The organism is Alcanivorax sp. IL3 (assembly GCF_047495465.1).
Classification (GTDB): Bacteria; Pseudomonadota; Gammaproteobacteria; order Pseudomonadales; family Alcanivoracaceae; genus Alcanivorax; species Alcanivorax jadensis.
In genome coordinates, this window is the sequence record NZ_CP179931.1 from 2,838,896 (window position 1) to 2,856,057 (window position 17,162).

Annotated in this window: 20 protein-coding genes, 1 tRNA gene and 1 riboswitch; of the genes, 13 read left to right on the forward strand and 8 right to left on the reverse strand. The window is 58.5% G+C overall.

Annotated features, from left to right (window positions below):
* Positions 1–20: 20 nt before the first annotated feature.
* Positions 21–97 (forward strand) — tRNA-Met (locus ACMG4M_RS13155).
* Between the two features lie 206 nt (positions 98–303).
* Here the strand turns inward: ACMG4M_RS13155 and ACMG4M_RS13160 are convergent.
* A complete protein-coding gene (locus ACMG4M_RS13160; RefSeq protein ID WP_414430170.1) occupies positions 304–705 on the reverse strand; it encodes a hypothetical protein in 402 nt (133 codons plus the stop codon).
* A gap of 141 nt (positions 706–846) precedes the next feature.
* On the opposite strand from ACMG4M_RS13160, the gene ACMG4M_RS13165 reads away from it, so the two are divergent.
* On the forward strand, positions 847–1,392 hold the full coding sequence (locus ACMG4M_RS13165; RefSeq protein ID WP_414430171.1) for a hypothetical protein: 546 nt from the start codon (positions 847–849) through the stop codon (positions 1,390–1,392).
* A gap of 551 nt (positions 1,393–1,943) precedes the next feature.
* Here ACMG4M_RS13165 and ACMG4M_RS13170 read toward each other — a convergent pair.
* From ACMG4M_RS13170 to ACMG4M_RS13200, 7 genes are all read right to left on the reverse strand, one after another.
* Positions 1,944–2,336 (reverse strand): tyrosine-type recombinase/integrase, encoded by a 393-nt coding sequence (locus tag ACMG4M_RS13170; protein WP_414430172.1) that lies wholly within the window; start codon positions 2,334–2,336, stop codon positions 1,944–1,946.
* A gap of 272 nt (positions 2,337–2,608) precedes the next feature.
* Positions 2,609–3,136, reverse strand: coding sequence for a hypothetical protein (locus ACMG4M_RS13175; protein ID WP_414430173.1), 528 nt, complete (start codon positions 3,134–3,136; stop codon positions 2,609–2,611).
* Positions 3,137–3,301: 165 nt separating this feature from the next.
* Positions 3,302–3,514, reverse strand: a complete 213-nt coding sequence (locus ACMG4M_RS13180) for a hypothetical protein (protein ID WP_035249117.1) — start codon at positions 3,512–3,514, stop codon at positions 3,302–3,304.
* A gap of 281 nt (positions 3,515–3,795) precedes the next feature.
* Entirely contained in the window at positions 3,796–4,407 is a 612-nt protein-coding gene (locus tag ACMG4M_RS13185) for a TPM domain-containing protein (RefSeq protein WP_414430174.1), read from the reverse strand.
* Positions 4,407–5,123 (reverse strand): TPM domain-containing protein, encoded by a 717-nt coding sequence (locus tag ACMG4M_RS13190; protein WP_414430175.1) that lies wholly within the window; start codon positions 5,121–5,123, stop codon positions 4,407–4,409. Before ACMG4M_RS13190 ends, ACMG4M_RS13185 begins: the two co-directional genes overlap by 1 nt.
* Positions 5,120–5,710 carry a LemA family protein gene (locus tag ACMG4M_RS13195; protein WP_035249122.1) on the reverse strand — a complete coding sequence of 197 codons (591 nt, stop codon included), beginning with the start codon at positions 5,708–5,710 and terminating at the stop codon, positions 5,120–5,122. Before ACMG4M_RS13195 ends, ACMG4M_RS13190 begins: the two co-directional genes overlap by 4 nt.
* The gene (locus tag ACMG4M_RS13200) at positions 5,694–6,014 is read right to left on the reverse strand and encodes a GIY-YIG nuclease family protein (RefSeq protein WP_035249124.1); all 321 of its coding nucleotides are present in this window, start codon (positions 6,012–6,014) and stop codon (positions 5,694–5,696) included. Before ACMG4M_RS13200 ends, ACMG4M_RS13195 begins: the two co-directional genes overlap by 17 nt.
* A 69-nt stretch (positions 6,015–6,083) precedes the next feature.
* Between ACMG4M_RS13200 and ACMG4M_RS13205 the strand changes: the two genes are divergently transcribed.
* The 11 genes from ACMG4M_RS13205 (at position 6,084) to uca (ending at position 17,107) form a co-directional block, all read left to right on the forward strand.
* On the forward strand, positions 6,084–6,479 hold the full coding sequence (locus ACMG4M_RS13205; protein WP_035249126.1) for a hypothetical protein: 396 nt from the start codon (positions 6,084–6,086) through the stop codon (positions 6,477–6,479).
* 190 nt (positions 6,480–6,669) lie between these two features.
* Positions 6,670–7,032 (forward strand): HopJ type III effector protein, encoded by a 363-nt coding sequence (locus ACMG4M_RS13210; RefSeq protein ID WP_414430176.1) that lies wholly within the window; start codon positions 6,670–6,672, stop codon positions 7,030–7,032.
* A gap of 71 nt (positions 7,033–7,103) precedes the next feature.
* Entirely contained in the window at positions 7,104–7,646 is a 543-nt protein-coding gene (locus ACMG4M_RS13215; protein ID WP_414430177.1) for a glutathione peroxidase, read from the forward strand.
* A gap of 78 nt (positions 7,647–7,724) precedes the next feature.
* Positions 7,725–8,039, forward strand: coding sequence for a hypothetical protein (locus ACMG4M_RS13220; protein ID WP_035249130.1), 315 nt, complete (start codon positions 7,725–7,727; stop codon positions 8,037–8,039).
* A gap of 13 nt (positions 8,040–8,052) precedes the next feature.
* The gene (locus tag ACMG4M_RS13225) at positions 8,053–8,838 is read left to right on the forward strand and encodes a dienelactone hydrolase family protein (RefSeq protein ID WP_414430178.1); all 786 of its coding nucleotides are present in this window, start codon (positions 8,053–8,055) and stop codon (positions 8,836–8,838) included.
* A gap of 187 nt (positions 8,839–9,025) precedes the next feature.
* Positions 9,026–9,168, forward strand: a riboswitch (guanidine-I (ykkC/yxkD leader).
* A gap of 56 nt (positions 9,169–9,224) precedes the next feature.
* Positions 9,225–10,289, forward strand: a complete 1,065-nt coding sequence (locus ACMG4M_RS13230; protein WP_035249134.1) for a putative urea ABC transporter substrate-binding protein — start codon at positions 9,225–9,227, stop codon at positions 10,287–10,289.
* An 84-nt stretch (positions 10,290–10,373) separates the two neighbouring features.
* Positions 10,374–11,192 carry an ABC transporter permease gene (locus tag ACMG4M_RS13235; protein ID WP_272962088.1) on the forward strand — a complete coding sequence of 273 codons (819 nt, stop codon included), beginning with the start codon at positions 10,374–10,376 and terminating at the stop codon, positions 11,190–11,192.
* 14 nt (positions 11,193–11,206) lie between these two features.
* Entirely contained in the window at positions 11,207–11,998 is a 792-nt protein-coding gene (locus tag ACMG4M_RS13240) for an ABC transporter ATP-binding protein (protein ID WP_272979917.1), read from the forward strand.
* 10 nt (positions 11,999–12,008) lie between these two features.
* Positions 12,009–12,725, forward strand: coding sequence for an urea amidolyase associated protein UAAP1 (locus tag ACMG4M_RS13245; RefSeq protein WP_272974574.1), 717 nt, complete (start codon positions 12,009–12,011; stop codon positions 12,723–12,725).
* 58 nt (positions 12,726–12,783) lie between these two features.
* Positions 12,784–13,425 (forward strand): urea amidolyase associated protein UAAP2, encoded by a 642-nt coding sequence (locus ACMG4M_RS13250; protein ID WP_272962085.1) that lies wholly within the window; start codon positions 12,784–12,786, stop codon positions 13,423–13,425.
* Positions 13,426–13,516: 91 nt separating this feature from the next.
* Positions 13,517–17,107 carry an urea carboxylase gene (uca, locus tag ACMG4M_RS13255; RefSeq protein ID WP_414430179.1) on the forward strand — a complete coding sequence of 1,197 codons (3,591 nt, stop codon included), beginning with the start codon at positions 13,517–13,519 and terminating at the stop codon, positions 17,105–17,107.
* Positions 17,108–17,162: the final 55 nt, after the last annotated feature.

Sequence of the window (17,162 nt, forward strand, 5' to 3'; positions counted from 1 at the left end):
GAAAATTCGCGGCCTCAAATGGCAAGGTAGCTCAGCTGGTTAGAGCACAGCACTCATAATGCTGGGGTCGGCGGTTCAAGTCCGCCCCTTGCTACCAAACGATGAAAAAAAGGGCTGGAGAGTGATCTCCAGCCCTTTTTTTACCAAGAGAAAAGCAGACATCCAGGATGGGGCTTGGCCAACCTTCTCGCACGCAAGGGGCTGATCGAGGACTCCATATGATCAAGAGAACAATCTTGTATTATTTGTATTGGATACAATACAAATAATACAAGCTGGACGAAGTCGAGGTTTGCTAGCTGGCTAACTGCTCCAAATCACACCCGCTAAAGAGATAATGACCGCAACTGCCGAAACCGCAATCGGCAGCATAAATCGCCAATGAGCCCCCTCTAAATCTGCAAGCACCCCCTCCAGAAGAGGGAAGTTTATCAGGTGCCGATCTTCACCCATTCGAAGAACAAACAGAGGAACCAAAGCCCCATCTGGTTGCTTATAGCCGTATTTCTTGTCCAAGTGGTAATAAAGTCGGCCAAAAACAAGACCTGGGTTTATCCCAAGGTAACGCCCCACCCTCTCCATATCTACTGGCACAAAGTTTTTTGTCGTTCTTACTGGATTATCAACATCAAAATCACAGAACTCACTGTAGTGCACCTTGTATATCTTCTTTAACAACGCCCTATCTGAAATGATCTTTGCCATGCCCCTCCCTGCCTTTGAATCTACACTTGAATCGCAACGCCTCTAAGAGTCACCGTTTCCCGCCCTCATATGCCTGATCTTTCACAGATTAGATTCAATACGTATAGTTAGCCGCTTAGCGTATCAATGCGAAGGGAATCCATGCTAGATCAAGAAAACTGGACCTGGACGGATCCAGAGAGCGAGGAAGTTTATTCCCTCGGTCATTTAGAGGATTATCTCACCAACTTTGAGATTTTGGTCGGGGGCGAACTTCGTCAGCTGGAAACGCGTGTCGTTTTCTCAAACCACTGCTATACCAGGTCAATGTCAGACGATGATGACCCTCGACAGATTGTTGATGAGCAACATAAAAGGGACGGCACAGTAGACACAAGGGTCTTCTGCGAGAAACGCTGGGAGTTCTCTTTACGATTGCAAGACATCATAAGCGAGATACACGACAAACTATGCTTCCAAGGTAATCGTGGCTCCGTAATATATCGCCAGGAGGACAAGCCGAGCCTGCAAAGCCATGAAGGTTGGTATCTATGCTTGGATTTGGAGTACAAGCCAGGTTCGGACCCCGAACTCACAATATGGGTTAGAAGTGTTCACTACAGAACAAACAGGCCAGCTAACATTCGTCCAAAACCGAATAAATTCAAGATCCTGGCGAAGCGTTTCCTAGAATCAAAGATCCTTTAAACACAAAAGCCCCGCATAAGCGAGGCTCTGTGTGAATCGAGTTACTGTCGGGCGTCTTGGATATAACCACTCATTGGTGGAAGCCAGAATATGGCGCCATGCTAGCTACCCATCCTCCTCAGATGGGACACCGACTTTCGCGAGCACGAAACAAATATATTAAAACTCCATCAGCATGTCAACCTCCCCCCAAAAGCCTTAAGACTAGGGGTAAGCCTTTCAATTTCATAGGGTTAGCCACCCCCTCCCTTTAGAACAAATAGCTTACAGGAGGTATAAGTGTTAAGGACTGCACAGCTAATCTTAGCCCATCGTGGCCTAGTAGCGGCAATGTAATCAGAAAGGTGCGCAAGGTACTGATTCAGGGCACAGCAAATGTCTAACGTTATGATTTCAAAGAGGAAATCTGTTATAATCACTCTTAACAACAGCCTTGAAAGAGTGATTATGATGACCAGGAAAAAAACGGTAAAGAAAGGGAAAAGGCAGTTGACTAGCCGCACTGTCAATATGCACAGTACTTTTAGTATTTCAAATTAATCCGTGTCTGGCTAGATCAAGAGCAGCTCCGTTCGCTGAGCCATCGGAGAGAAATCTAGAACACGGGCAAGGTGATCCGGCGAGAGGTGCGCGTAGCGCATTGTGATTTTTAGGTCGGTGTGCCCCAGTATTTTTTGCAGTTCCAGTATACTGCCCCCGTTCATGATGAAGTGACTTGCAAAGGTATGACGCAGGATGTGCGTCGGCTGTTGGGGCGTTTTGAGCCCAGTACGCCGGTAGGCTGAACGGAATGCCCCACTGCTATAGCTGAACAGCTGCTCCCCTTCCTGCCCCACTGATAGCGCCTCAGCATGCAGCTCAGGAGATAGCGGCATGATGCGCACCCTGCCATTTTTGGTATTAGCATAGCGCACCCTACCCCCTGCCAGATCCGCACGACGCAACCCCTCCGCCTCACACCAGCGAGCACCAGTAGCAAAGCAGATTTTGTGGCGTAGGGGTTACGAGAGGTGCGGCACTGACGCAGCACTAGCTCAATTTGGTCAGGCGTCAGATACTGCAATTCCTGCTCAGGTATGGGGATCTGGCGAATAGCCTGCAACGGGTTTGCCCTGGTCCAGATGTCGAACCGGATAAGCTCGTTAAGGGATCCGGGGGCAGGTCTTGCCCTGTGCCCCCAAGTAACCTCCTCACAGTACCGCGCGCCAACAGCCGATCAGTTAAACCGATACTCCAACCCCAGCGTATACGCCTCCACATCCGCGTCATCCAGTGAATAGCGGTCCACGCTGCCGCGGAATTTCAGGTTGTCGAGGCCGTAGCTGAAGCCCACACCCCAGAAACCGTCGGTGCCGTCTTCGTCGCCGCCGTGGTCGAATTCCGCGTCCCAGCGCAGGGCGCCGGCGCGCAGGAACAGGTCGGTGCCGGTGGCGATGCGGGCCTTGCCGATGGCGGCGGCTTCGATGCCGGAAATATCGACTTCATTGCCGTCGCCGTAGTCACCCAGCCATACCGCGCCGCCTTCTACGCCAACGGAGAAGCTATCGCGGGCCAGGGGAAAGCTGACACCACCCAGCAGCGAGACGGTGGTATCGGTGGTGTCCACTTCGGAGGGGATATCCCGGTCATCCAGATCGGTCCAGCCGCCTTTGAGCACGCCATAGACACTGTGAGAGGCAAAGACCGGGGTGGAAAGTGTGATAGCGCTGAGGATGGCGGTGGTAGCAAGCAAAGGGGTTTTCATGTGTCGCTCCCTGCGATCATTGTTAGATTCAGGTACGACTTTATCACGAGGCAGGAAGGATGCCAGAGGGCAAACCCCGGTGCGGGCGTCAGGGGATTCGCCTGTGAAGGGTTACTGCGCTCCGGTTGCAGACATCAGAGGCTGTCGCACGATCAACAACGTCGCTCAGGGACGGATCACGAAGTAATAGTCGCCGCTGAGTTTCAGGCGCATGCAGCCGTGGTCATCGGGGAGATCGTTTTCCCACTCCACGTCCTGGACGCCCAGATCGAAGGCGGCGGTGTTGCGGGCGATGGCTTTGAGGCGCTCCACATCGTTGGACTCGGTGATCAACACCGGGGGGATGGCAGCAGCGCTCTTTTCGCGAAACAGTCTCATCGTCTCTCTCCTCGCTGTGTCAAAGCAGCTACATCAAGGCCCATGGCGACCCTGCTTTGAGGTGACGACCGCTCAGTCCTTGTTCGGGGTGAGCCGGTATTTTTATTCGTGCGTTTTACCTTTGCTCTCTCTTGTTACCGGAACCTTTTACCCGGTGCAATAACCCTGTTTGCTCATATTCAAGAAAATGCGAAGTGAGTCAACCGCCTGATTTCACAGTAAAAAAGCCTGCACAGGGCAGGCTTTTTCTCAAGAAAATGAATGAGTTAACCATTCGTCGGTCAGAGCATGATCAAGTGGTTCGGCAGCTCATTTTTTTGTTCCGTGGCGGGCACGTGGGTGGCCAGTTTGTCGCCGCAGGCGGCCACGCATTCCTGGAAGCCTTCCGCTACCCGGCCGGCTTTCACCCGGGCGATGAAGGCATCCACGATGGTCTGCCACTCGCTGTCATCCACATGGCGAGCAATGCCCTGATCCGCCAGGATTTCCACGTAGTGTTCCGCTTCGCTGACGAAGATCAGCAGGCCAGTGCCGCCGCGGGTGCGGTGCAGGCCCTGCTCGAGGAACGCCTGCCGGGCCAGGCCGGCGGCGCGCATGCGTTGCAGGCGACGAGGCACGACCCAGAACTGCACCGGCTTGAGGCGGAACAGCACCGCCAGCACCAGCAGTACGCCCCATTGCAGCAGCAAGGCTTCAAAGGGGGTCAGCCAGACCGGCAGGAAAAGCAGGGCCACCGGCACCAGCAGGGACAGCAGCGCGGCCCACAGCAGGGTCACATAGCGGTAATCGTCGGCCTGGCGAGCCAGCACCGTGACCAGCTCAGCGTCGGTGCGTTTTTCCTGTTCGCCGATTGAGCGGGACAGGGTTTCCTGTGCGTTCTTGTTCAGCAACATTACCAACCTCCCGAGGCGCCACCGCCTCCGAATCCACCACCGCCGCCGCCGAAGCCGCCGCCACCGAAACCACCACCGCCGCCAAAGCCGCCCATGGGCACCGGCATGAACATGCCGCCACGGCGGCCACCCCGGCCCCCACCGCCACCAAAGGACAGCAGGAAGGTGACCACGACCATGCCGATCAGCATCAGCAGGGCCTTGAGGCCGCTGGGTTTGTCGCGGGGTTGGCGTTCGCCTTGATATTCGCCCTTGATGGCCGATTGAATGGCGGTGACACCGGCCTGGATACCACCGTAGAACTGACCCTGGCGGAAGGCGGGCAGGATTTCCTGCTGGATGATGACGCTGGAAAGCGCATCGGTGAGCACCCCTTCCAGGCCGTAACCCACTTCGATGCGCACCTTGCGATCCTTGGGCGCCACGATCAGCAGGACACCGTTATCGGATTCCTTGCTGCCGATGCCCCAGTGGCGGCCCAGCTGGTAGCCGTAGTCGGCGATCTCATAACCTTGCAGATCCGACAGGGTGACCACGACCACCTGGTTGGAGGTGTTCTGTTCCGCCGAGGCCAGTGCCTGGGTCAGGCTCTGACGCTGGGCGGCGGTCATCAGGTTGGCGTTGTCCACCACCCGGCCGGTGAGTTCGGGAAATTCCGGCGCCGCCCACAGGGGCGACGACAGAAGCAGTATCAGCAGGGTAAATAAGCGCATCATTCGAAACTGACGGCCGGCGCCTGATCCGCATCTTCCGCGGTGGCTTCGTAGGTTTCACGCATTTCCATGTCGCTGTACAGGAAGCTGTGCCACAGCCGCCCGGGGAAAGTACGGATTTCGGTGTTGTACTGCTGCACGGCGGCGATGTAGTCACGGCGCGCCACGCTAATGCGATTCTCGGTACCTTCCAGCTGCGATTGCAGCGCCAGGAAATTCTGGTTGGCTTTCAGGTCCGGATAGCGTTCCGCCACCACCATCAACCGTTGCAGGGCCGAACCGAGCTGACGCTGGGCCTGCTCGAACTGTTTCAGTTTTTCCGGATTATTGAGCATGTTCCCATCCACCTGGATGGAGCCCACCTTGGCGCGGGCCTGGGTCACTTCCACCAGCACTTCCCTCTCGTGACTGGCATAGCCCTTCACGGTATTGACCAGGTTGGGGATCAGGTCTGCCCGGCGCTGATACTGGTTTTCCACCTGCGACCAGGCGGCTTTTACCTGTTCGTCGTAGGTGGGAATGTTGTTGATGCCACAGCCGCTGAGCCAGCCGGCCAGCATGACCAGAAAAAGGCTACGCCAAAGTGTCATGGTTCTCTGCTCCTTCAATCCAGAATGACAGCGGTTCCTTGCGCTTGTCGTCGCGCAGGCTCGCCAGTAACTGCTGTTTTTCGCTACGGGTCAACCGCTTGAGCCGGGCTTCCAGCCGCGAGGCGGAGGCTCGATCGCCGGCGGGCACCAGCAACACCGGCTGTACCGGTCGGCGGGCACGGGTGTAACGTGCGCCCTTGGGGCTGTAATTATGCTCGTGAAAACGCCGGGCCGGTTCGGTACTGATACCGGTATACAGTGTCTGGTCCGCACAGCGCAGCATATACACCCACCACTCTTGCATGGTTTTTACATCCCACTTTTTACTGGCTGCTATGATGCCAGAGACGTTCAAGACAACAAGGATGAAAAAATGATTACCTACCTTTATTGGTTTCTCGTTGCAGTACTCGTCATCGGTGCCCTGTTCGGTATCGGCGTGCGTCTGGGCAAATGGAAGCCGGCACTGATTATTGCCGCCGTGATCTGGTTGGTGGCCACCCTGGCCTACTACTTCTGGCTGGAACAGATTTTTGTGAAACGCTTTGGCGGCACCATGAATATCAAGGTGCCCGAAGAGCAGTACCACATCGGTGCCACCTGGAAGGGCGACAACCTGTGGATCCAGAACTACAACCCGGAAACCAACGAGTGCATCTTCCAGGAATACTCCCGGGGCAACATGCTCGAAGGCAAGGTCGTGCTGAAGAACTGTGACCCGCTGCAGGGCACCGGCATGGTGCTGCCGAAAGACCCGGCGCTGAAGTAACCGCCTCTTTGAAAAAGGGACGTGCCAACCCCCACCGTTGGAGCCTTGCTGGCAAGGCGAATGCCAAAACTGGTCAGGCAACCTCTTCGCTTTGTGAACAAAGCTCCAACGGGTAACCGTAGCCGCCCCTTCCCCTGTTCCGGTGATGCGGCTACCCTTCCGCTTTTCACTGACCGGAACAGGACGCCCCATGAGCAATTCCCTTCAAACCCTGATGTTTGCCTTGAACCTGGTACCCGATGCTGTCGCCTTCGAGCAGGTGCAAGAGGTGATTGCCGAGCACTACACCTACACCCCTACCCGCTTTACCAACGGCAGTGGCAATGACCAGGTGGTAAATGAGGCAGGCAGCAATGAGGGATCCTGCAAGATTTTTGCCTTCGCCAAACTCAACAACCTGTCCGACGCCCAGACCCTGGCCTGCTTCGGGCATTTCTATCGGCATGACGTTCAGGGCAACCCGGACGGCACCGACCACGCCAACATCCGCACCTTCATGCGCCACGGCCTGAGCCAGGTGCAGTTCGATGGCGACGCCCTCGTTCCTCGATAATGTGATCCCCTTCGCGCCATCTTGATCCGCTTTCGTGAATCCTGTGCAGACAATTTCATGGAGAGATGATCATGGCGCGCTATCTGGGCCTGCTGTTTGCCTTGTTACTGCCCCCCGCGGTGCAGGCGGCGGACGGCTGTGCCGACGCCCTGGATACCACCGTCAGAAAGCTGCATTCCCAGCAGACGCTGGATCTCTGTGCTCTCACCCGCAACAAGCTGACGCTGGTGGTGAATACCGCCAGCCAGTGTGGCTACACCCCGCAGTTCAAGGATCTGGAGGCGCTGTACCAGACCTACCGGGAGCAGGGCCTGCTTGTGGTGGGCTTCCCCTCTGACGACTTCCGCCAGGAGTTGAACAGCGAGTCCGATACCGCGGAAGTCTGTTATGTGAACTACGGCGTCACCTTCCCCATGGCCGCCACCAGTTCGGTCAAGGGCGACAACGCCAACCCGGTATTCCGGGCCCTTGGTGCCGCCACCCAGGCGCCGGGCTGGAACTTCAACAAGTATCTGGTGGCGGCGGACGGCTCCCTTATTCGCCATTTCCCGGCAACGGCGGAGCCACGCGGTGGTGAGCTGGAAGCGGCCATCCGCGATGCATTGACCCGGTGACCTGGGCAAGGAGGTAGATGCCTCCGGCAGAGGCTGATATTGTGAACGGTCACCCATTATTACCCGGCGGTGAGTCCTGTGAAGGTTCGCAGCAGCAAAGAACAGCAACGCCATCAGCTTGAGCGCGATATGGAGCGCTATCTGTCCAAGGGCGGAGAGATCAAGGAGATCCCTCGTGGCGTCAGTGGTACCGATCCCGTGCACGGGAAAGGTCACCAGACTGTGCTGTTCAACGGCCCCCGCCAGCCCCAGCGCACCGATCTGAGCCAGGTGGCCGCCACCATCGACGCGCGCAAGCACAAACCCCGCCGCCAACGACTCACCCACCGCCCCACCCGCAAGCTGATTTATGATGATTTCGGCGAACCGTTACGCTGGGTGTGGCACGACTGAAGAAGGATCTGCAATGAAACGGCTTCTGCTGTTGGTATCCCTGTTTATGATGAGTCAGACCGCGTTCAGCGACATCATTGAAACCCAGGTCACCCTGCCCGACGATCTGGGCACCGGGGTCATGTACCTGAATGACAAACAGAAAAAACCTGGGCCCGGGGTAATCGTGATCCACGAATGGTGGGGCCTGAACGATTACGCCCGCGATCGCGCCCGCATGCTGGCCCGGGCCGGTTATACCGCCCTGGCGGTAGACATGTATGGCACCGGCAAGGTGGCCACTCATCCGAAGGATGCGGAATCCTTCATGAAATCCGCCATGGCCGAGCCAGAAAAGATGAACGCCCGCTTCGAAGCCGCCCGCAAGATGATGCTGAAACAGCAGCAGGTAGAAGCAGGCCGTCTGTTCGCTATCGGCTACTGCTTTGGCGGTGGCGTCGTACTGAACCAGGCCCGCATGGGCACCGAGCTGGCCGGCGTGGCCAGCTTCCATGGCACCCTGGGCACCGACACTCCCGCGCAACCGGGTGACATCAAGGCGCGTATTCTCGCCGCCACCGGCCAAGCCGACCCGATGATTCCCGCCGAACAAGTCACCGGCTTCGTGAAGGAAATGACCGAGGCCGGCGCCGACTTCCAGCTGCTCAGCTTCCCGGGCGTCAAGCACAGCTTCACCAATCCGAAGGCGGATGCGGTGGCAGAACGCTTCGACATGCCGGTGGGCTATGATGCCCATGCGGACCAGGTGAGCTGGAAAGCGCTGGTGGATTTCATCGAACATAAATCCCACGCGGAATAAGCGCACCAGTTAGGGGCATTGAACAACGCAATGCCCCGTCACTGCCCATCTTTCTGCCCGATTCGTTTTTCTTCTGTGCCAAACCCCCTGATTTTCCTCACTCTCACCACTTGGCATTCCCTTTGCTTTACCAAAAGAAGAGGAATCGAATGGCCACGTTGCCATTAAGCACTCAATACAATTTGAACCAATAGACCGCTAGGGTTCCGGTCGCCTGCGCCGACAGACAGCGTGCAGCCGATGCCTGGTCCGAGAGCAGTCGACCTTCTTGCAGTCGTTTCGCAGCACATGCGGCTGAAGGTTACACGGCGGGACAAAAGCCCGGGAGGACACGATGACCGCGTTGTCATTGGATTCCTCATCGTCCGTAGCCAAGGAGGTCCGAGATGACCCTTTCCGTACGTAAGACCGCTGCCGTTGCAGCACTTGTCCTTTCCACATCCCTGATGCCGGTCACCGCACTGGCCAAAGATTCCTTCAGCATTTGCTGGTCCATCTATGTGGGCTGGATGCCGTGGGATTACGGTGCCCAACAGAAGATCGTCGACAAGTGGGCCGACAAGTACGACATCGAGATTGATGTAGTACAGATCAACGACTACGTGGAATCCATCAACCAGTACACCGCCGGTGCCTATGACGGCTGCGCCATGACCAACATGGATGCGCTGACCATTCCCGCTGCTGGCGGCGTGGATTCCACCGCCCTGATCGTGGGCGACTTCTCCAACGGTAACGACGGCGTGGTGCTCAAGGGCACCGACAAGCTTGCCGACATCAAGGGCCAGCAGGTCAACCTGGTGGAACTGTCGGTATCCCACTACCTGCTGGCGCGGGCGCTGGAAACCGTAGGGCTCACTGAACGCGACCTGACCGTGGTGAATACCTCGGATGCGGATCTGGTTTCCGCCTTCACCACCAAAGGCGTCACCGCCGTGGCCACCTGGAACCCGCTGCTCAGCGAAATCACTGCCATGCCGGACAGCCACAAGGTGTTCGACTCCGCGCAGATCCCTGGTGAAATCATCGACCTGATGGTGGTCAACACCGACACCCTGGAAGCCAACCCGGATTTCGGTAAGGCGCTGACCGGTGCCTGGTACGAGATCATGGCCACCATGTCCGCCGATGATGAGGCCGGCAAGGCCGCCCGTACCTTCATGGCCAATGCCTCCGGTACCGACCTGGCCGGCTATGAAGCCCAGCTGGATTCCACCCGCATGTTCTACCAGCCCGCCGAGGCCGTGGCCTTCGTCAACAGCCCGGCACTGAAAGACACCATGCAGAAGGTGGCGGAGTTTTCCTTCCAGCACGGTCTGCTGGGTGAAGGCGCCCCGGACGCCGGCTTTGTGGGTATCGAAACCCCGGCGGGCATCTATGGCAGCGACAGTAATGTAACGCTGCGCTTTATCCCGGATTACATGGCCATGGCAGCCGAAGGAAAGCTGTAACAACGCAAGCACGTCGCACGCTGGCACGTACCACGCCAGCGTGCGGTGTCCGCCCTGTTGCGAATTCAATCACCGGGAATTGCCATGAAAAAACTGATCAACCGTCAACCGGGACGTGTCGGTGCCTGGGCACTGGGCCTGCTGCCTTTCGTGCTGCTGCTGATTGTCTATATGGTCGCCTCCGATGCGCGCCTGACGGAAAACCCCAACGACAAATTGCTACCGGCAATGGGCAGTTTTGTGGATGCCATTCAGCGTATGGCATTCGAACCCAGCAAGCGCAGCGGCGACTATCTGTTGCTGAACGACACCCTGGCCAGCCTGCAACGGCTTGGCATCGGTGTGGCCATCAGTGCGCTGATTGCCCTGGTGGTGGGGATCGGCAACGGCACTATTCCCTATATCCGCTCTACCCTGTCACCGCTGGTGACCGGCATGTCACTGGTACCGCCCATGGCGATCCTGCCAGTGCTGTTCATTATTTTCGGCCTGGGTGAACTGGCCAAGGTAATGCTGATCATCATCGGCATTACCCCCTTTCTGATTCGTGATCTGCAGCAACGGGCGCTGGAAATTCCGGAAGAGCAGATCATCAAACTGCAGACCCTGGGCGCCAATACCTGGCAGATCATTACCCGCCTGGTCTGGCCGCAACTGATGCCGCGATTGATCGGCGCCGTGCGGTTGTCACTGGGCCCGGCCTGGCTGTTCCTGATCGCCGCCGAGGCCATCGCCGCCACCGAAGGGCTGGGCTATCGCATCTTCCTGGTGCGGCGTTATCTGGCCATGGATGTGATTCTGCCCTACGTGGTGTGGATCACCCTGCTGGCCTTTGCCATCGACTTTCTTCTGCGTCGCTACTCGCAGTGGCGCTACCCCTGGTTCCATCAACAGGCTCATTAAGGAGATCCGTGGTAATGGCTATCATCGAAATGAAAAACCTGTGGAAGGAATACGGCGACCAGGTGGTGCTGGAACGGCTCAACGCCACCGTCCAGGAAGGCGAGTTTGTCACCGTTGTCGGCGCCTCCGGCTGCGGCAAGACCACCTTCCTGAAACTGCTGCTGGGCACCGAACAGGCCAGCCGTGGCGAACTGCTGCTGGATGGCCAGCCCCTGCCCGGCGAACCGGATGACAGTCGTGGCATCGTGTTCCAGCGTTACTCGGTGCTCAACCATCTGACCGCCCTGGAAAACGTCATGCTCGGCGGCGAATTGCAGCACAGCCCCTGGCTGGGTTTCAGTTTCGGCAAGCGCCGCAAACAACTGCAGAAAGACGCCCTGGCCATGCTGGAAAGCGTGGGCCTCAGCCACGCCGTGGACAAATACCCCCATGAACTCTCCGGCGGCATGCAACAACGGCTGGCCCTGGCCCAGGCGCTGATCAAGAAACCCCGCATCCTGCTGCTGGACGAACCCTTCGGCGCCCTGGACCCGGGCATTCGTGCCGACATGCACAAGCTGGTGCTGTCGTTGTGGAAAGAACAGCGACTCACCGTGTTCATGATCACCCATGACATCAACGAAGGCTTTTACCTGGGTACCCGGCTGTGGGTGTTCGACAAGCCCCGCCTGGACCCGCAGGCCCCCGGTGCCTATGGCGCCCGGGTGACCTACGACCTGCCCGTGGGTGACTGCGAAACCGGCACCCTGACAAACATTAATCAAAGCGTGCGCAATACCAGCCGCGCTCTCCATGACACCCTGTAAGGAGCGCCCGATGAGCGACAGCCTTTACACCACTACCCTGCCCGGCAGCGCCCACTGGTCGCTGCGGGTACGCCGTGGCATGCAACTGCGATTTACCGACGTGGAAGGTGGCGCCAACCTGTCCCTGCTGATGTACAACCCGGAAGACCTGCTGGAACGCTACAACGCCCCGGACACGCTCAAGGGCCAGCACACCTTCAAGCTGACCCGCGGCAACTGCCTGTACTCGGATATGGGGCGGGTGTTTGCTTCCATGGTCGACGATGATTTCGGCTGGCACGACACCGTCTGCGGCACGCTCAGCGAAAAAAGTCTGCAGGAAAAATACCCGGTCAGAACCTATCAGGATCATCACAACCACTGGACCCTGAGCGGCGAGCACAGCTTTCTCACCGAGCTGGCCAAATACGGCCTGGGCGAACGGGATCTGGCCGCCAACCTGAATCTTTTCTCCAAAGTCATCACCGACGATGACGGCAACCTGATCTTCGATGCCAGCGCGGCCCGCGCCGGCGCAAGCGTCACCCTGCGCTTTGAAATGGACACCCTGGTGATCCTGCATACCTGCCCGCACCCGCTGAACCCGGCGGCAGACTATCCGATGAAACCGGTACAGGTGGAGATGCTCAAAGCCGCCCCACTGAGCGACGACGATTACTGCAAACACTTCCGCCCGGAAAATGGCCGCGCCTTCGAGAACAATCGTCTGTACCACCTGGGTGTATAACCCGCTCCTGTAGGAGCGCCTCTCGAGGCGCGATAACCAAGGCAAAAAAGGATCCACCATGATCAAAGAAAGCCACCGACAACCGGAACAGACCAGCTTCCGCGAAGTGGTCGCCGCCGGGGATTATTTCATTCACACGGTAAAAAAAGGTCAGACCGTTCGCCTGCTCGATCTGCAAGGCAACCAGGCCGCCGACACCCTGTTCTACAGCGCCGCCGACCCGGCGGAACGCTACAGCGCCATGGATACCATCCGCGAGCAGGGCAACGTCTACCTCACCGCCGGTAGCGTGCTGATGTCCAACCGCATCAACCCGCTGCTGGAGATCGTGGCCGATACCTGTGGTCGCCACGACACCCTGGGCGGCGCCTGCGCCACGGAAAGCAACACGGTGCGCTACGACCTGGAAAAGCGCTGCATGCACGCCTGCCGGGATAGCTGGATGCTGGCCGTGAACCAGCACCCGGAGTTTGATCTGGGCAAACGGGACATTACCCACAACATCAACTTCTTCATGAATGTGCCGGTCACCGCCGACGGCGGCCTCACCTTCGAGGATGGCATTTCCGCCCCGGGAAAATACGTGGAACTGACCGCCTGCATGGATGTGGTGATGTTGATTTCCAACTGTCCACAGCTCAACAACCCCTGCAACGGCTACAACCCCACACCCATTGAAGTGCTGATCTGGAACCATTGATTCTGATTGACCCGCACTTCCCCGGGGACGACCCCGGCGGCCAAAGAATGCAATGACGGGACGACCCGTCAGCCGTCAAAGAGACATCGCCATGTTCAACAAAGTGTTGATTGCCAACCGCGGCGCCATTGCCACCCGTGTGATTGCCACCCTGAAAAAACTCGGCGTTACCGCCGTGGCCGTCTATGCCGAAGCGGATCGGGATTCCCTGCATGTGACCCAGGCCGACGAGGCCTACTGCCTGGGCGACGGTGGCGCCCGCGACACCTATCTGAATCAGGATGCCCTGTTTGCCCTGATGGAGCAGCACGGCATCGAGGCGGTGCATCCCGGCTACGGGTTTCTCAGTGAAAACCCGGACTTTGTGCAGGGCTGTGAAGCCCGTGGTATTGCCTTCATCGGCCCGACGCCACAGCAGATGGACACCTTCGGCCTGAAACACACCGCCCGTGCCCTGGCAGAAAACACCGGCGTTCCCCTGCTGCCCGGTACCGACCTTCTCACCGACAAAGAGGCTGCCCTGACAGCGGCAGACCAGGTCGGCTACCCGGTGATGCTGAAAAGCACCGCTGGCGGTGGTGGCATCGGAATGCAGATTTGTGAAAACGCCGCCAGTCTGGACAAGGCCTGGGACACGGTACGTCGCCTGAGCGCCAATAACTTTTCCAACGATGGCGTTTTTATCGAAAAATATATCGCCCGTGCTCGCCATATCGAGGTGCAGGTTTTCGGTGACGGCCAGGGCCATGCGGTCACCCTCGGCGAGCGCGACTGCTCCGCCCAGCGACGCCACCAGAAAGTGCTGGAAGAAACTCCCGCGCCCAACCTGCCCGATGCCGTTCGCAGCGAACTGCAGGCCACCGCCAAAACGCTGATGGAAGCGGTCCGCTACCGTAACGCCGGCACCGTGGAATTTATTCTCGACCAGGACAGCAACGCCTTTTATTTCCTGGAAGTGAATACCCGCCTGCAAGTGGAGCACGGCGTCACCGAACAGGTTTACGGCGTAGACCTGGTGGAGTGGATGCTGAAACTAGCCGCCGGCGAGTTGCCCTCGCTGGAGAGCCTGGCCGCCACCCTGACAGTCTGTGGCCATGCCATCCAGGCACGGTTGTATGCGGAAGACCCGAACAAGGATTTCCAGCCCAGCGCCGGCCTGCTTACCGCCGTCACCTTTCCCATGGCCGATGGCAATGCCCTGCGTATTGATCACTGGATCGAAGCCGGACTCACCGTCTCTCCACTGTTCGATCCCATGTTGGCCAAGGTGATTGTTCATGAAGCCAGCCGCGACGCAGCCCTGGCCGCACTGGACAAGAGTCTGGAAGAAACCTGCATCGAAGGCATCGAAACCAATCGCGATTATCTGCGCAGCATTCTTGCCGACCCGGTGTTTGCCGACGGGCAGATGACTACCCGCTACCTGAATGACTTTCGCTACCAGCCGTTCACCCTGGATGTACTGGCCGGCGGCACCCTGACTACAGTGCAGGATTACCCCGGCCGCAGTGGTTACTGGCCGGTGGGCGTACCGCCATCTGGCCCGTTCGATGCCCTGAGTTTTCGTTTGGCCAATCGCCTGCTGGGCAACGAGGAAAAGGCAGCGGGGCTGGAGTTCACTCTCAACGGCCCGACCCTGAAATTTAATCAGGCCACCCGCATCGCCCTCACCGGCGCAGACATGCAGGCAACCCTGGATGGCAACCCGGTTCCCGGCTATACCGCCATTGCCATACAGCCGGGCCAGACCCTGAAGCTGGGCAAGGTAGTCGGCGAGGGGGCCCGTGCCTACCTGGCCATTGCCGGCGGCATCCAGTGCTCTCCCTATCTGGGCTCGCGCAGCACCTTTACCCTGGGTCAGTTCGGTGGCCATGGTGGCCGCGCCCTGCGCACCGGGGATGTGCTGCATTTCTCTCCCGACAACGGGACGGACAGCGATCTTGAGGTACCGGAGACGCTGAAACCCTCACTGAACAACCAGTGGACCCTGCGAGTGATCTACGGCCCCCACGGTGCGCCGGACTTCTTTAACGACGACGACATGGCCATGTTCTTCAGCACGGACTGGCAGGTGCACTACAACTCCAGCCGCACCGGTGTGCGCCTGGTGGGTCCCAAACCCGGCTGGGCACGCAGCGACGGCGGCGAAGCCGGCATGCACCCGTCCAACATCCATGACAATGCCTACGCCGTGGGCACGGTGGATTTCACCGGTGACATGCCGGTGATTCTGGGCCCGGACGGACCCTCCCTGGGCGGCTTTGTCTGCCCGGCCACGGTGATTCTGGCGGACCGCTGGAAACTGGGCCAGCTCAAGGCCGGCGATACCTTGCGCTTTGAGACCATCAGCCTGGCCGATGCGGATGCACTGGCCGCAGAACAGGACGCCTGTGTGGCCGCCTTGAGCGCACCGGAACAACAAGTCAGCCCGGCGCCGATCACCACCCCGATTCTCAACCGCCTGAGCGAAAGCGACGCCGGAGTGGAGGTGGTCTACCGAGCCGCCGGCGACCGTTACCTGTTAGTGGAATACGGCCCCTTGGTGCTGGACCTGCGCCTGCGTTTCCGTGCCCATGCGTTGATGCTATGGCTGCAGGAACAGCAACTGGATGGCGTCATCGAACTGACCCCGGGCATTCGCTCCCTGCAGATTCATTTCGATCCGCGGCAACTGCCCCGCACAGAACTGCTGGAAACACTGGCCCAGGCAGAACATGCCCTGCAACAGCAGGACGATCTGGAAGTGCCCTCGCGCATCGTGCATATCCCGCTGAGCTGGGATGACGAGGCCTGCCATCAAGCCATCGAAAAATACATGCAGTCGGTGCGCAAGGACGCTCCCTGGTGTCCGTCCAATCTGGAATTCATTCGCCGCATCAACGGCCTCGACAGCATTGATGACGTTAAGAAAATTCTGTTCAGTGCCCGCTATGTGGTGATGGGCCTGGGCGATGTGTATCTGGGTGCACCGGTGGCAACGCCTTACGACCCTCGCCACCGGCTGGTGACCACCAAGTACAACCCGGCCCGCACCTGGACCGCGGAAAACTCCGTGGGCATCGGCGGCGCCTACCTGTGTGTGTATGGCATGGAAGGCCCCGGCGGTTACCAGTTTGTCGGCCGCACCCTGCAGATGTGGAACCGTTACCGGCAGACCGAGGCGTTTGATCAGCCCTGGCTGCTGCGCTTCTTCGATCAGATTCGTTTCTATGAAGTGAGCCACGAGGAACTCAATCAGATTCGCCGGGATTTTCCCAAGGGCCAGTATCCGATCCGCATCGAAGAGACCACCTTCAGCCAGAAGGACTACCAGCAGTTTCTGGATGACAACCAGCAGGACATCACCACCTTCACCGACGCCCGCAACCAGGCCTTTGATGAAGAACTGCAACGCTGGGTGGCCAGCGGCCAGATCAACTTCCAGTCGGAGCAGGATCTGGATGCGGACAACAGCGCCGAGTCGGTGGCGGGCACCCCGGTGGAATCTCCGGTGGCTGGCAACATCTGGAAATTGAATGTGGCCGAGGGCGACAGCGTCAACGCCGGCGATGTGGTGGCGGTGCTGGAATCCATGAAGATGGAAATCGAGATCAGCGCCCCGGAAAGCGGCCAGGTGGTTGCCATCAACCGCCAGGAAGGCCAGCAGATCAATGCCGGCCAGGCGATCATGGTGCTGGACTGAACCGAGAGAAAGTCATCATAGCGTCGACGGGAACAAGGCTGGGTAATGCGCCAGC